Origin of the sequence: Nocardia brasiliensis NBRC 14402 (assembly GCF_000308475.2) — a bacterium.
Taxonomy (GTDB): domain Bacteria; phylum Actinomycetota; class Actinomycetes; order Mycobacteriales; family Mycobacteriaceae; genus Nocardia; species Nocardia brasiliensis.
Window position 1 is genome coordinate 39,406 of sequence record NZ_BAFT02000095.1, and the last position, 13,696, is coordinate 53,101.

At 69.9% G+C, this 13,696-nt stretch carries 14 protein-coding genes; 8 read left to right on the forward strand and 6 right to left on the reverse strand.

Features of this window, described 5'->3' with window-relative positions; translation table 11 throughout:
* Nucleotides 1-16: 16 nt before the first annotated feature.
* Nucleotides 17-1,279: a serine--tRNA ligase gene (gene serS, locus TY25_RS32220; RefSeq protein WP_042262594.1), complete on the reverse strand. Its 1,263-nt coding sequence runs from the start codon at nt 1,277-1,279 to the stop codon at nt 17-19.
* Nucleotides 1,280-1,371: 92 nt separating this feature from the next.
* Between serS and TY25_RS32225 the strand changes: the two genes are divergently transcribed.
* The 6 genes from TY25_RS32225 to TY25_RS32250 all read left to right on the forward strand — a co-directional run bounded on the left by TY25_RS32225 (nt 1,372) and on the right by TY25_RS32250 (nt 7,239).
* Complete coding sequence (locus TY25_RS32225) at nt 1,372-3,072, forward strand: aldehyde dehydrogenase family protein (protein ID WP_042262561.1); 1,701 nt, start codon at nt 1,372-1,374, stop codon at nt 3,070-3,072.
* Nucleotides 3,073-3,206: 134 nt separating this feature from the next.
* Complete coding sequence (locus TY25_RS32230; RefSeq protein ID WP_226887107.1) at nt 3,207-4,343, forward strand: septum formation family protein; 1,137 nt, start codon at nt 3,207-3,209, stop codon at nt 4,341-4,343.
* A gap of 9 nt (nt 4,344-4,352) precedes the next feature.
* Nucleotides 4,353-4,703 (forward strand): metallopeptidase family protein, encoded by a 351-nt coding sequence (locus TY25_RS32235; RefSeq protein ID WP_029898780.1) that lies wholly within the window; start codon nt 4,353-4,355, stop codon nt 4,701-4,703.
* A 159-nt stretch (nt 4,704-4,862) separates the two neighbouring features.
* A complete protein-coding gene (locus tag TY25_RS32240) occupies nt 4,863-5,183 on the forward strand; it encodes a PE domain-containing protein (RefSeq protein ID WP_014980924.1) in 321 nt (106 codons plus the stop codon).
* Nucleotides 5,184-5,227: 44 nt separating this feature from the next.
* Nucleotides 5,228-6,412, forward strand: coding sequence for a PPE domain-containing protein (locus tag TY25_RS32245; protein WP_042262566.1), 1,185 nt, complete (start codon nt 5,228-5,230; stop codon nt 6,410-6,412).
* Nucleotides 6,409-7,239: an ESX secretion-associated protein EspG gene (locus TY25_RS32250; protein WP_042262569.1), complete on the forward strand. Its 831-nt coding sequence runs from the start codon at nt 6,409-6,411 to the stop codon at nt 7,237-7,239. The genes TY25_RS32245 and TY25_RS32250 overlap by 4 nt, the downstream gene beginning before the upstream one ends.
* 427 nt (nt 7,240-7,666) lie before the next feature.
* On the opposite strand, the gene TY25_RS32255 is transcribed toward TY25_RS32250, so the two are convergent.
* The 3 genes from TY25_RS32255 to TY25_RS32265 form a co-directional block, all read right to left on the reverse strand.
* Entirely contained in the window at nt 7,667-8,362 is a 696-nt protein-coding gene (locus TY25_RS32255) for a histidine phosphatase family protein (RefSeq protein WP_172595731.1), read from the reverse strand.
* Nucleotides 8,359-9,273 carry a prephenate dehydratase gene (pheA, locus tag TY25_RS32260; protein ID WP_029898736.1) on the reverse strand — a complete coding sequence of 305 codons (915 nt, stop codon included), beginning with the start codon at nt 9,271-9,273 and terminating at the stop codon, nt 8,359-8,361. Before pheA ends, TY25_RS32255 begins: the two co-directional genes overlap by 4 nt.
* Nucleotides 9,274-9,359: 86 nt before the next feature.
* Nucleotides 9,360-9,776 carry a hypothetical protein gene (locus TY25_RS32265; protein WP_042262572.1) on the reverse strand — a complete coding sequence of 139 codons (417 nt, stop codon included), beginning with the start codon at nt 9,774-9,776 and terminating at the stop codon, nt 9,360-9,362.
* A 158-nt stretch (nt 9,777-9,934) separates the two neighbouring features.
* Here TY25_RS32265 and TY25_RS32270 point away from each other — a divergent pair, with 158 nt between their 5' ends.
* Nucleotides 9,935-10,702, forward strand: a complete 768-nt coding sequence (locus TY25_RS32270) for a DUF2470 domain-containing protein (protein WP_014980918.1) — start codon at nt 9,935-9,937, stop codon at nt 10,700-10,702.
* 182 nt (nt 10,703-10,884) lie between these two features.
* On the forward strand, nt 10,885-11,673 hold the full coding sequence (locus TY25_RS32275; RefSeq protein WP_042262576.1) for a CPBP family intramembrane glutamic endopeptidase: 789 nt from the start codon (nt 10,885-10,887) through the stop codon (nt 11,671-11,673).
* A 60-nt stretch (nt 11,674-11,733) separates the two neighbouring features.
* Here TY25_RS32275 and TY25_RS32280 read toward each other — a convergent pair whose 3' ends face one another.
* Together TY25_RS32280 and TY25_RS32285 are read right to left on the reverse strand one after the other, a co-directional pair.
* A complete protein-coding gene (locus TY25_RS32280; protein ID WP_042262598.1) occupies nt 11,734-12,888 on the reverse strand; it encodes an RNA polymerase sigma factor in 1,155 nt (384 codons plus the stop codon).
* A 5-nt stretch (nt 12,889-12,893) separates the two neighbouring features.
* On the reverse strand, nt 12,894-13,304 hold the full coding sequence (locus tag TY25_RS32285) for a YciI family protein (protein WP_042262600.1): 411 nt from the start codon (nt 13,302-13,304) through the stop codon (nt 12,894-12,896).
* Nucleotides 13,305-13,696: the final 392 nt, after the last annotated feature.

Below are 13,696 nucleotides of genomic sequence, written 5' to 3' on the forward strand. Positions count from 1 at the left end.
CGAACGTTGGGCGTCGTCACCGCGGCGGGGTGAGCACCTCGGTGCCGACGAACGGGACCAGCGCGGCGGGCACCCGCACCGAACCGTCGGCCTGCTGATGGTTCTCCAGGATCGCCACGATCCAGCGTGTCGTCGCCAGCGTGCCGTTCAAAGTGGCTGCGATCTGCGGCTTTCCGTTCTCGTCGCGGTAGCGCACGGCGAGGCGACGGGCCTGGAAGGTGGTGCAGTTCGAGGTCGAGGTGAGTTCCCGGTAGGTCTGCTGGGTCGGCACCCAGGCCTCACAGTCGAACTTGCGCGCGGCCGAGCTGCCGAGATCGCCTGCGGCGACGTCGATGACCCGGTAGGGCACCTCGACAGCGGCGAGCATGTCCTGCTCCCAGGCGAGCAACCGCTTGTGCTCGGCGTCGGCCTGCTCGGGCGTGGTGAAGACGAACATCTCGATCTTGTCGAACTGATGCACCCGGATGATGCCGCGGGTGTCCTTGCCGTAGCTACCCGCCTCCCGCCGGAAACAGGTCGACCAACCCGCGTACCGCTTCGGCCCGCCGCTCAGATCGAGGATCTCGTCCGAGTGGTAACCGGCCAGCGGCACCTCCGAGGTGCCGACCAGGTACAGGTCGTCCTCTTCGAGGTGATAGACCTCGGCCGAGTGCTGACCGAGGAACCCGGTACCCGCCATGATCTCGGGCCGCACCAGCACCGGCGGGATCATCATGGTGAAGCCGTTGGCGACCGCACGCTGGGCCGCCAGCTGCAACAGACCGAGCTGGAGCAGCGCGCCGTAACCGGTCATGAAGTAGAACCGCGCGCCCGACACCTTCGCGCCACGTTCCATGTCGAACAGCCCGAGCGAATCGCCGAGCTCCACATGGTCCTTCGGCTCGAAGTCGAATTCCCGTGGCGTGCCGATGGTTTCCAGGACGACGTAGTCGTCCTCGCCGCCGGCCGGCGCGCCCTCCTGCACGACGTTCGAGATCGCCCGCTGGGCGGCGTCCAGGTCGGCGTCGGCCGCGTGCTGCGCGACCTCGGCGTCCTTGACCTTCTGCGACATCTCCTGCGCCTGCGCGAGCAGGGCGGGCCGTTCCTCTTTACTCGCCTTGCCGATCACCTTGCCCATCGCCTTGTGCTCGGCACGCAGGTTGTCGGCGGTGGCGACGGCGGCACGGCGCGCCGCGTCGGCCTCGAGCAGGGCATCGACGAGGGCGGGGTCTTCGCCGCGGGCGCGCTGCGAGGCACGGACCGCGTCGGGGTTGTCCCGCAGGAATCGGAGGTCGATCATGGGCATTGAGCCTAATGGTCTGGGGATTGTTGTTTCACGCCGATATCCCAGGATGTAAACCACCGGCCGAATCGCCCGGGCATAGTTGCCGGATGGGCACAACTTTCGACGAAGCCGCGATCGATGAGGCGTTGACCGAGCTGACCGCGGGCGAGAAGGCCTGGGCCCAGACCTCGCTGCGCAGGCGCCGCGAACTGCTCGACGACATCAACACCAGAACCGGCCGCTTCGCCGACGACTGGGTGCGCGCCGCACGGACCATCAAGGGCTTGGCCGAGGATTCGCCGCTGGTCGGCGAGGAGTGGATGTCCGGCCCGCTCACCCTGTTGCAGGCCACCGCCGCCCTGTCCGCGACGCTGGCCGCGCTGGCAGAAGGGCGTAGCCCGCTCGACGGCGTCGCGGTGCGGACCGCGCCCGGCGATCGCGTCGCGGTGCCGATCCTGCCGCACAGCGCCTACGACCGGTTGCTGCTCAACGGCTTCGAGGGCGAGGTGTGGCTGCGTCCCGGCGTCGACGCCGACACCGCGCGCCGGCGCGCAGGACTCGCCCAGCTCGACCCGAGCGCGACCGCGGGCATCGGGGTGGTGCTCGGGGCGGGCAACATCACCTCGATTCCGCCGCTGGACACGCTGTACGAGCTGTACGCGCACAACCGCGTCGTCCTACTGAAGCTGAACCCGATCACCGACCCGCTGTTCACGGTGTTCGAGATGATCTTCGCGCCGCTGTGCGAGCTGGGGGTGCTGCGCATCGTCACCGGCGGCGCGGAGACCGGCCGCTACCTGGTGCACCACGGCGACGTCGCGCACGTGCACATGACCGGCAGCGCGCACACGCACGACGCGATCGTGTGGGGGCCGGGGCCGGAGGGACTGGAACGGAAGAAGGACCGCAGGCCGCTGCTGGACAAGCCGATCACCAGCGAACTCGGCGGAGTGTCGCCGACCATCGTGGTGCCCGGCGACTGGTCCGACGCGGACCTGCGCTACCAGGCCGAGCACGTGGCCACCCAGCGGCTGCACAACGGCGGCTACAACTGCGTCGCCGCACAGGCGCTGGTGCTGAGCAAGGACTGGCACCTCAAGGACAAGTTCCTGGCCGAACTGCGCACGGCGCTCGCGCAGGCGCCACAACGCACCCCGTACTACCCCGGCAGCGACACCCGGGTGGCTGACGCGCTGGCCGCCTACCCCGCGGCCGCGCAGGTCGAGGGCGGGCGGGTGCTGGTCGAACAGGTACCGCTCACCGACACCCCGCTGCTGCGCACGGAATACTTCTCGCCGGTGCTCGGCGTAGTCGAACTGCCCTACGCGGGCACCGAATTCCTCTCGCGCGCGGTCGAATTCGCGAACACCGAACTCACCGGCACGCTCGGCGCCAACGTGCTCGCGCACCCCGCGACGATCCGCAACCTCGGGGCGGGTTTCGAGCGCGCGCTCGAGCAATTGCGCTACGGCGCGATCGCGGTGAACGCGTGGACCGGGCTCGCGTTCCTGGCGCCGCGCGCCTCGTGGGGCGCCTTCCCCGGGCACACGCTCGACGACGTGCAGAGCGGGATCGGCGTGGTGCACAACGCGTTCCTGCTCGACGACGTGGAACGCACGATAGTGCGCGGTCCGTTCCGCCCCGCGCCGCGCTCGGTGCTGCACGGCGAACCGGCGCTCTCGCCGAAGCCGCCGTGGTTCGTCGGCAACACGACCGCGGCGGCGACCGGGCGCAAGCTCACCGAGTTCTACGCCACCGGCAACCCGGCCCGGATCCCCGGCATCTTCTGGTCCGCGCTGCGCGGGTGAGCGCGTGCGCTGCGGGGCCGAGCCGGTCCGTGCAGCACGGCGGAGGTGGTCCGTGCACCGGGGGTTCAGCGCGGAAAGGTCTGATCGGACCAGGTCGTGGCACCGCAGGCCGGAGACTGCCATGATGGATCGCGATGTCCCCTTCCGATCATGTGCCCCAGTCCGACCCGTCGAGTCGGTTTCCCGCGCGCGGTAAGCCGTCCCGCACCGCCGGGGTGCGGCGCGTGTTCGACTCGGTGCGTGGCGTGTTCACCGGTGAGACCGCGCTGCCCGCGCCCACCCTGCGTTGGGGTCTGCTGCTGGTCGCCGCGGGCGCGGTCGTCGCGGCGCTCGTCACGCTGTTCGTCACCGGCTTCGACAACAAGGGGCTCGAGGCGCACACGCCGGGCTCGCCGGCCGAGCCGGTGGTCGACAAGGAGTTCGGCACCGCGGTCAAGGGTGATTGCCTGAGCTGGTCCAAGCCGGACCACTCCGATCTGGTCAAGGTGCGCTGCGACGCGAAGCACATGTTCGAGGTCGCGGCCGATGTGGACATGAGCAAGTACCCGGGCAAGGAATTCGCGCCCGGCGCCCGCTTCCCCGACTCGCTGCGGCTCACCGAACTGAAGGAAGAGCACTGCGTGCCCGCGGTGCAGGACTACCTGGGCGGGCGGTTCGATCCGCGCGGGCGCTACATCGTCGGGCTGATGTACCCGAGCCCGGACGGCTGGCAGCACGGGGACCGCACGCTGCGCTGCGGCTTGCAGTACGCGGCGAGCGCGGGCACCCCCGCCTCGACCGGCAGCGCCACCCAGCACGATCAGTCGAAGGTCTACGGGCCCGGCGTCTGCCTGGGCATCAACCAGAGCCTGCCCACCGATCCGGTGGACTGCTCGCAGGTGCACGCGGTCGAGGTGGTCTCCACCATCGACCTCGGCCAGCGCTTCCAGGGCGGTCCGCCCGCCAAGGAGGAGCAGGACCGGTTCGTCGAGGACGAGTGCGCGCGCACGTCCTCGGACTATCTCGGCGGGCCCGACGTGATCCGCAACAAGACCCTCACGCTGTTCTTCGACTACCTGGACGCCCGCAGCTGGCTGGCCGGCAGCCGCAAGCTGGACTGCATGGTCGGCAAGGGGGCCGACCGGGAAGGGTTCGCGCCGATCACCGGCTCGGCCAAGGGCGACATCCTGATCAACGGCCAGGCGCCGGAACCGCCGCCGAACACCGGCCGGTCCACGCCGACGCCGCTGCCCGGCGCCGCGCCGCTGCCGCCGCAACCCCAGCCGAGGTAGTCCACGACGATGTCGGTCTCCATGTCCGAGGACCGGTTCGAGGAATTGGTCGGCGACGCGCTCGACCGGATCCCGCCGGAGCTGGCCCGCGCCATCGATAATGTGGTTGTGCTGATCGAACCTCGCAATTCGGAGGATCCACATCTGCTCGGTTTGTATCAAGGCATCGCGCTGACCGAACGAGACAGCCATTACGGCGGCTCGTTGCCCGACACGGTGACCATCTATCGCGACTCCATCCTGGCGATCTGTGCGGATGAGAACGAGGTGGTCGAGGAGGTGGCGATCACGGTGATCCATGAGATAGCGCACTATTTCGGCATTGACGAAGACCGCCTGCATGAGCTGGGATGGGGCTAGTCTTTACCCCAGCTGTATGAGTGCGGTTGCAGTTGGGGTGAGCAGGGAAGAAACTTTAGGGGATTCGATGGAACCGATTGCCTGGCTGTCGCGTCCTATCACTCGAAGGGGGAATTCTCGTGGTTCCGCCCCATAGCCGCCACTAGAAGGAGTCGAGTCATGGTTGGCCACGTACTAGTCGCACCCGAAGTCGTCCTCGCCGCCGCCGCCGAGCTGGACCTGCTCGCCGACCGGCTGGCCGCCGCCGCCGCGCTCACCGCGCCCGCGACGCATGTCATCCCCTCCGGTATGGACGAGGTCTCACTGCACGCCGCGAACCACCTCAACAAGGGCGCCGCGACGCACGACCAGGCCGTCGCCCAGGGCATCCTCGAGCTGCACCACGCGGCCGCGACGCTGCGTTCCCAGCTCGTCACGCATATCGGTGAGGACGTCGTCCGGGCCGGCACGATCGGTGCCGTCAGCTCCACCATCGCCTAAGCCTGCGGGCACAGCACAGAAGAACAAAGCAAGGGGAGAAACGCATGACCGCAGGAATCACCGGGGTGTTCTGGCTGCCCCGATTGGCAGAAGGAAACTCGATCGCGCTCAACGCGGGCGCGCATGCCGTGCCGATCTCGGCCGCTGCCACCGCGTGGGGTGGTCTGACCGCCGCCTGGATCGACGCCACCGCGACCGTCGCCCGCGTGATGGCCGAGCTCGGTGTCGGCATGCAGGGCCTCAACGGCATCTCGGCGCTGTCCAAGCTGACCGGCTTCGTCGGCTGGGCCGAGCAGCAGGGCGTCATGGCGGCCACCATGAGCTCGAAGGCGGCCTCGAACGCGATCGCCTACACCGTGGCGTCGATCGCCATGCCGAGCATCCCGGAGATCGCGGCCGTCGACGCGGCCCGCGTCGCCGCCTACTCGACCGGCGGCGTGCTCAACGGCACCGCCGAGGCGGCCGAAGCCGCGAAGGCCGCGCTCGATCTGCGCGCCGCGCTGACCATGGAGACCTACGAGGCGGCCACCACCGCGATGGTCGTGACCCCGGGTGAGTTCATCAACCCGCCCGCGATCGCGCACGGCGCGGGCCAGGCGAACGCGGGCGGCGCCGAACAGGCCGCGCAGAGCACCACCAACGCCGACCCGGTGCAGACCGCGATCTCCGCGGCCGGCGCACTGGTCAACAACCCGGCCGTGGTGAGCGCCGCGACGCAGGTGGCGAACGTCGCGGGTTCGGTGGCGACCACCGGCGTGTCCACCGTGGGCACCATCGGCTCGCAGGCGGTCTCGGCCGTCACCAGCGCGGTCGCCGCGCCCGGAATCACCGCTGCGGCACCGGCTTCGATGGTCGGCGGAGCAGGCCTGGCGGCTGCCGCCGCGTCGTCCGCGACCCGGTCCGCGTCCCTCGGCGGCAGCACGGTGTCGTTCGGCAACGGCTCGCTGAAACTCCCCGAAGGCTGGGGCGCGGGTAGCGCGGCAGGCGGTGCACCCGCCACGGCCGCCGTCGTCGAGAACACCGCGGTGGCGCAGCCCACCGGCGCGCCGGTGCGCAACAACAACGGCGCCCACGGCAGCCCGCTGCTGGGCAACCAGGTGCGCGACGAGGACGACGAGTCCGAGCACAAGAGCCAGGACTACCTGCGCTCGACCGAGCACTTCAACGACGGCCGCTACGCCGCGGACGGAGTGATCGGCGCCGAACCCGCCGGAACGGCGGCTAAGTGACCGTACTGGGTGCGGGCCGCGGCCCGTCACTGCTGAAGTCGGTTGTGCTGTCGCTCGACGAGATGCAGTTCCTCCTGGAGAAACTGGAGATCGACGAGGTGCCCGTCGTGCTGGACGCGCGCGGGCAATACGACAACGTGGCCGACCACGACGCAGCGATGGCCGTGGCCGCTCAGTCGCTCACCGATCGGGAACTGCTGATCGGTGATGCGGTGCATCACGAACTCGAAGACCGGCTGCAGGCGCTGTACCGACCGCACTGGGTGGTCGCGCTACGGCTGCATGTGGACGGTGCGATGAGTCGCATGTGTCTCGCGAAGGGCGACGATGTTGTCACCGTCGCCCTGCGCGGGCCGCAGTCCTACGTGATCGACGAGGTCGAAGACGACCTGCCCGGCCCGGTGATCGCGGCACTCGGCCCCGCCGAACCGCTCGACCTGACCGGCATGAACGCGCCGACCGAACAGCTCGTCCCGATCTTCGACGACACCGGCGACGCGGCCGCCACCGCCAACCGGCTCGCGAAAGTCGGCACCCCGCCGCGCGATGCGCAGACCCTCGCCTCCGCGATGGTGCAGATCCATTCGCACGCCGAAATCGTCGGCGTCGTCTACGGCGACGGCACCCGCGACGTCACCGACAACCACATCGCCGTATTCAACACCCGCTCCGGACGTTTCATCGCCACGGCCAGCAAATCCGACGACGGCGTGAAATGGACGTCGTTGAGCCCGGGCACCCCGGGGCGGTTACGAACCGCGTTGCAGGACTTGATCAGTGGGCTGCCGGAGCGAGAAGAGTTCCCGGCCAAGCCGCAGCAGGGGTGAGCGGGGTTGCTTGCATGACGGTGTGCAGCTGACGGTTGCGGGCGGGGTGGGTTCCACAGACAGTCCACACTGGTCACAGGGCATACAAACCCTGTGAACCGTATGCACGCTCTGTGGGGCCGCACCTATCTGTCGCTTGGGTGCCACTGGCAGCGGGCCGTGCACGGTGCGGGCCCGCTGCGCCCTGAATTGCCACGCTGCGCACGAACCCGTCGCGGGCGACAAGGTTGCGCAGCGGCGAGTTCGTGCGTCGGTGCGTGCCGAACGCCTCGGGCGGCCCGGCGAGTGGTCGCGCGACGCGCGCGTTTCAGTTCGCTGCGCGCGGAATGGTGAGCGATTTTGCGCGCGGGACGCGAAACGGTGCGCGGGACGCGAAACGGTGCGCGGGAGGGGAAACGGTGCGCGGGAGGGGGATTCGGGGGCGGGGTCAGCCCATCGGGTCGTCGGGGGTGGGCGAGACGTCGTAGCCGAAGGGTGGGGTGAAGCGGCCCCAGCGGATGCAACTCCAACCGCCGTCGGGGAGCGGGACCAGTTCGATGGTTTCGGTGTTGTCGAGATGGTTGTTCGTGGTGAAGGGCGGGCGGACGTCGGCCAGGTAGCGGGAGACCAGGCGCATGGCGGCACCGTGGTTCACGAGCAGGACATCGCCCTCGCCGGAGCCGGACAGGTAGCGCTCGCGCAGGTCTTCGATCACGGGGAAGAACCTGGCCAGGATGTCGTTGCCGGATTCCCCGCCCGGGATACGTTCGTCCAGATCGCCCTCGTGCCAGGCGCGGTAGATGCGCTGGAAGAACAGGTGCGCTTCCTCGCTGTGCAAGCCCTCCAGGTCACCGGCCTGCACCTCCTGCAGGTTGTCCAGAACGGTGGCGGGCACGCCGGTCGCGGCCTCGATGTAGCCCGCGGTCTGCCGGGCGCGCAGCGCGGCCGAGCAGAACAGCACGCGCGGCGGCGTCAGCAGGGTCTCGCCGAACGTCTTCGCCTGTGCCGCACCGCGTTCGGTGAGCGGCAGGCCGGGCACCTTGGTATCGAGCAATTTCGCGACGTTGCCCTCGGTCTCGCCGTGCCGGACCAGCACCAACTTGCCCGGGCCGATCGTGCGGTCGGAATCCGGTGCGGTACTCACAGATCCGCCACCCCCTTTCGCAGCTGAGTCAGCCACGCCGCCGCGGGCTCGTCGGACGGCGGCGGCGTGCCGGTCGCCGAGGTCGCGGGCCAGGAACCGAGGAACCGGATCCGGGCCGTGCGATGCAAAGCCTTGAGGGCCTCGGCGACCGCGATGTCATCGATATGCCCGACGCAGTCGAGATAGAAGCGGTAGGTGCCCATCCCGGTCCGCGTCGGCCTGGATTCGATCCTGGTCAAATCGATACCGCGCGTGGCGAATTCGGCGAAGGCGCGCATCAGCGAGCCGGGTTCGTTCGGCAGTTCGAGCACGATCGAGGTCCGGTCGGCGCCGGTGGCCGGCGGTGCCACCCGAGGCGGCGTCACCAGCACGAAGCGGGTGATCGCCTGCTCGACGTCGGCGACACCGGTGGCCAGCGCGATCAAACCGAGCCGTTGCCCGGCCAGCGCGGTGGACACGGCGGCATCGGCCTTACCCGCCGCGACGTCCTCGGCGGCCGCGGCGTTGGACGCCGAGGTGTAGGGCTGCGCCTGCGGCAACTCGCGGGCGACCCACTCGCGGACCTGCGCGGCGGCCACCGGATAGGCGGCCAGCGTGCGCACCTCGGCGAGGGTGGCGCCGGGGCGGCCCAGGATCGTGAAGGTCACCTCCAGCTCGGTTTCCGCGACGATCTGTAACCGCGGACCGATCGCCAGGGAATCGAGGGTCGCGGAGATCGAACCCTCCACGGAACTCTCGATCGGCACCACCGCTCCGTCGACGTCTCCGCTACGGATCAGCTCCAGCGCGGCACCTTGACTGGGCGCGGCGACACGCTCGACAGCCCCTTCGAAGGCTCCCGAGATCTCGAGGTCGGCGAGGGCCATCTCGGTGAAGGTTCCGGAGGGCCCGAAGTACGCGATACGCGGCACGGTTACGACCTTACTTGCGTCCGCCGCCGACCCTCCCGAGATTCACCGCGTCCCCACCCTCACCTCGCCCTCCGGTCACCCCCGGTTCAGGAGGTGGCCAGGGGTGTCAGAGCCGCGGTGAGGGTGTCCGGGTCGTCGGTTTCGATGGCGAGCAGCACGGCGCGGAGTGCTTCTACCGCAGGGGGTTTCAGGCCGGTCAGGAAAGGGAGATCGGGGTGGGCGAGGGCGGCCGGGACGTCCTCACCGCAGAGGGCGGCGGCGGTGGCGGCGATGATGGCCAGGGCGCGATCGCCGGAGCCGGTGCGGGCGACGAAACCCGAGTCGGTGTGCACGATGCCGGCCAGGAATTCGGCGATCTCGGCGTCGGGCGCGTCCGCGTCGCAGACGGGCACCGGCACCTCGGCCCGAGGGGTGCGGACCAGACCTTCGACCAGGCTGCGCCGTGCGGGCACGGTCAATGCCACGAGTACCGGTTCGCTCGCTGATTCCGATCCGTGCGCCATCGACCCACCGTAACAACCGGGTTCGCGTCCGGGTCCGCGGGTGAATTCTCAGGATCAGGGTGGCGGGAACGCTTGCGGATGTCCCGGACGTCACTTAGCTTAGGGTAACCTAATTGAGCGCCGAGCGAGGCGAGCAGAGCCCGACCACGGAGGTTTGTATGCCGCGTCCGACACCGACCGTCGCGCCGTCCACGGCCGAGCGAGTGCGCAGTGCCTGCGCGCATGCCGAACACGCCGTGCTGGCCATGCCCGGCATCGATCCGACGCCGATCTCGGTCCATCACGTGCGTGAATGCGGCGACGCCGTGATCGCGGTGCCGACCACGTCGGTGGCCGCGGTGCTGGCCGGGAATTCGCCGGACGCGGGCGCCCCCGCGGTGCTGGAGCTCACCGATCACGCGCCGCTGCCGCTGCGCGAGCCGGTGCGCGCGCTGGTGTGGCTGCGCGGCTGGGTGCGGGCGGTGCCGACGCAGGCGCAGCGCGCGCTGGCTACCGAGGTCGCCAAGGAGAACCCCGATCCGGGCCTGCTCGATGTCGGCCACACCGCGACGCTGCTGCGCCTGGTGATCAACTCCGCGGTGGTCGCCGATTCGACCGGCGCCGAGTCGGTCAGCGTCGACGAACTGCGGCTGGCCCAGCCGGATCCGTTCTGCACCTTGGAATCCGCGTGGTTGCAGCACATGGACGCCGACCATGCCGACGTGGTCGCGCAGCTGGCCAGGCACCTGCCGCCGCGCCTGCAGCACGGCATCGTGCACCCGCTCGCGATCGACCGCTACGGGCTCACCCTGCGCGTCGAGGGGCGCGACGGAGACCACGATTTCCGGCTCCCCTTCACCTCCCCCGCCGACGATATCGAGGCGCTCAGCCGCGCGGTACGCACCCTCGCGGGCTGCCCCTTCCTCAACGGTCTGCGCCGCATCTGAGCATTCGAACCACAGGCGCCGGACGCCAGGCACTGCACCGGCTCGCCCGGGGCGGTGGGCTCTCTCCGCATCGGCAGCGGCCAGGGCCGCTTCGACCGGATCAGGGGTAGCGCTGTCGAGCGCCGCGTAGTCCGCGGCGGTGCGTGGCACGACGCGGGCCGGGCGGGCAATAGATTCGAGGGATGCGTGGTGCGGTTGGTGACGAGTCGGCGGAGCTGACCGGGCGGGAGCGGCTCGGGATCAAGCTCGAGATCGCGGTCGTGCTCGTGGTCACCTTCGGGTTGAGCGGGCTGAATGCGGCGTTGTCGCTGGTGGAGAGCGCGCTCGCGCCGGGCGGCGTGGGTGGGCGCACGGTCGCGTTGAATCCGTCGCGCTCGGCGCAGTCGATCATCGACCTGCTGTTCCAGCTGCTGAGTGTGGCGCGGCTGCTGGGGTGGGCGGCGCTCGGCCTGTACCTGTTGTGGCGCAGCGGAATCGGGCCGCGACTGATCGGGCTGGCGGCGCGCGTGCGGTTCCGCGCGGATGTGCTGCCGGGACTGGTGCTGGCCGCCGTGATCGGCCTGCCGGGCTTGGGCCTGTATCTGACCGCGCACGCGCTGGGGCTGAGCGTGACAATCGTGCCCGCTTCGATCGGCGACCACTGGTGGCGGTTGCCCGCGCTGATCCTGTCCGCCTGCGCGAACTCGCTGGCCGAAGAGATCATCGTGGTCGCGTTCCTGATCACCCGGTTGCGCAAGCTGGGTTGGTCGGAGAATTCCGCACTGTTCGCCTCGGCGCTGCTGCGCGGCAGCTACCACCTGTACCAGGGCCTCGGCGGCGGCATCGGAAACGTGGTGATGGGCTTGGTGTTCGGACGCTACTGGCAGCGCACGAACAAGCTGTGGCCGCTCGTACTCGCGCACGCCACCATCGACGCCGTCGCCTACCTCGGCTACACCGCCCTGCGCGGCCACGTCTCCTGGTTGCCGTAGTACACGAGACCGCCTGTGTGGCAACAGAACAGCAGAAAACGCAGCGGCGGATCCGATACCTCAGCCCGATCCGTCCCGCAGTTCTCCGTTGAGCCGGGCGGCTTGGCGGGTGAGGTGTGCGCGTTCCGGGAGGGACGTGGCGGCGAGGGCGGCTTCGCTGTACAGCCGGGCGGCGGTTTCCGGGTCGCCGTCGCGTTCGCGCAGGTACGCCTCGACGGCGGTGTACCTGGGGAGGGCTGGGTCGAGGTCGGACAGGGCGGCCAGGCCGGCACGTGGGCCGTCGGCCGCACCGACCGCGACGGCCCGGTTGAGACGCGCGACCGGACTGTCGGTGAGCGCGACCAATTCGTCGTACCACTCGACGATCTGCACCCAGTCGGTCTCCTCGGCGGTCTGGGCGTCGGCGTGCAGTGCGGCGATGGCGGCTTGGGCCTGGAACTCACCGAGCCGGTCGCGGGCCAGGGCGGTCTGCAGGATGTCGACACCTTCGGCGATCAGGCGGGTGTCCCACCGGGTGCGATCCTGTTCGGCGAGCGGCACGAGACTGCCGTCGGCGCTGGTTCGGGCCGGGCGACGCGCGTGATGCAGCAGCATGAGCGCGAGCAGACCGGCGACCTCCTCGTGCGCGGTCACGGCCGCCAGCTGGCGGGTGAGCCGGATCGCCTCGGCCGCGAGATCGACATCACCGGAGTAGCCCTCGTTGAACACCAGATAGAGCACGCGCAGCACGGTCGCGACCTCCCCGGCCCGGTTCAGCCGGACGCTCGACACGGTCCGTTTGGCCCGGCTGATCCGTTGCGCCATGGTCGCTTCCGGCACGAGGTAGGCCTCCGCGATCTGGCGCGTGGTGAGCCCGCCGACCGCGCGCAAGGTGAGCGCGACGGCCGACGCCGGGGTCAGGGACGGATGCGCGCACAGGAAATACAGCTGCAGCGTGTCGTCCGCGGTCTCGGCCGGACCGGGCGCGGGCTCGACCTCGACGAGTTCCTCCCGCCTGCGCCGCGACGTTTCGGCGCGGGCGGCATCGAGGAATTTGCGCCAGGCGACCGCGACCAGCCAGCCCTTGGGATCACGCGGCGGCTCGTCCGGCCAGCCGCGCAACGCTTCGATCAGCGCCTCCTGCACGGCATCCTCGGCCGCCGCGAAGTCTGCGCCGCGGCGGACGAGGATCCCGAGGACAGCAGGCGTGAGCGTGCGCAGCATCGCCTCGTCCACCGTCGTCACTCCGTGATGGTCGCCGGCACACCGTAGAACGGCCGCACCTCGAGCCATTCGCAGATCGGCTCGCCGCCGGGCCCCGGCGCCGCGGACAGCTCGCGCGCCAGTTCCACCGCACGGTCCCACGAGTCGACATCGATGATCAACCAGCCGGCGATCAGATCCTTGGTCTCGGCGAACGGCCCGTCGGTCACCGGCGGCCGCCCCTCCCCGTCGTACCGCACGAACGTGCCCTCGGGGGACAGCGCCTGGGTGTCGACGAACTCGCCCGTCTGCTCCAACCGGGCCGCGAAATCACGCATGAACCCGAGGTGCGCGTCGACCTCCGCCGGGGTCCACTGGTCCATCGGCGGGTAGTCCACGGCCGGTGTCGGGCCGCCGCGGTAGTGCTTGAGCAGCAGGTACTTGGCCATCTTGATCTCCTCGAGGTAGTTCGGCCCATTCTGGCCGCTGTGCCCCGGGGACGGAGCCGTCTGCGCGTTCTCGACATCGCGGCGGGCGAAATTCCGAAAACTTTTCCGGTCCGGCAGGTGAACCGAGCCCGAGCGGTCGACCTGCGCCGATCCAGTCGTGACCCAACTGTTCCCGGCCAGGCGATAACAGTGAATCAGCACAGGCGAATTCATAGAGAGTGCTCGGACGGAAGGGCACTGGCTTCGGCGCGCCGGGCCGAGATCGATCCGTCGCACGACCACCCCGAACGACGAGCGATAAGTAGAGTCTTTGTGATGAATGGCGACGACCCCCAGTACCGCGCACCGATGCGCCGGGTGCCGCCGCCCGGCCGGCCGCCGCTGCCGCGGCC

What these genes read in the sequence shown, in the direction of transcription:
- serS (WP_042262594.1), bottom strand. Translation starts at nt 1,279, where the DNA reads ATGATCGACCTCCGATTCCTGCGGGACAACCCCGACGCGGTCCGTGCC.
- TY25_RS32225 (WP_042262561.1), top strand. Translation starts at nt 1,372, where the DNA reads ATGGGCACAACTTTCGACGAAGCCGCGATCGATGAGGCGTTGACCGAG.
- TY25_RS32230 (WP_226887107.1), top strand. Translation starts at nt 3,207, where the DNA reads ATGTCCCCTTCCGATCATGTGCCCCAGTCCGACCCGTCGAGTCGGTTT.
- TY25_RS32235 (WP_029898780.1), top strand. Translation starts at nt 4,353, where the DNA reads ATGTCGGTCTCCATGTCCGAGGACCGGTTCGAGGAATTGGTCGGCGAC.
- TY25_RS32240 (WP_014980924.1), top strand. Translation starts at nt 4,863, where the DNA reads ATGGTTGGCCACGTACTAGTCGCACCCGAAGTCGTCCTCGCCGCCGCC.
- TY25_RS32245 (WP_042262566.1), top strand. Translation starts at nt 5,228, where the DNA reads ATGACCGCAGGAATCACCGGGGTGTTCTGGCTGCCCCGATTGGCAGAA.
- TY25_RS32265 (WP_042262572.1), bottom strand. Translation starts at nt 9,776, where the DNA reads ATGGCGCACGGATCGGAATCAGCGAGCGAACCGGTACTCGTGGCATTG.
- TY25_RS32270 (WP_014980918.1), top strand. Translation starts at nt 9,935, where the DNA reads ATGCCGCGTCCGACACCGACCGTCGCGCCGTCCACGGCCGAGCGAGTG.
- TY25_RS32275 (WP_042262576.1), top strand. Translation starts at nt 10,885, where the DNA reads ATGCGTGGTGCGGTTGGTGACGAGTCGGCGGAGCTGACCGGGCGGGAG.
- TY25_RS32285 (WP_042262600.1), bottom strand. Translation starts at nt 13,304, where the DNA reads ATGGCCAAGTACCTGCTGCTCAAGCACTACCGCGGCGGCCCGACACCG.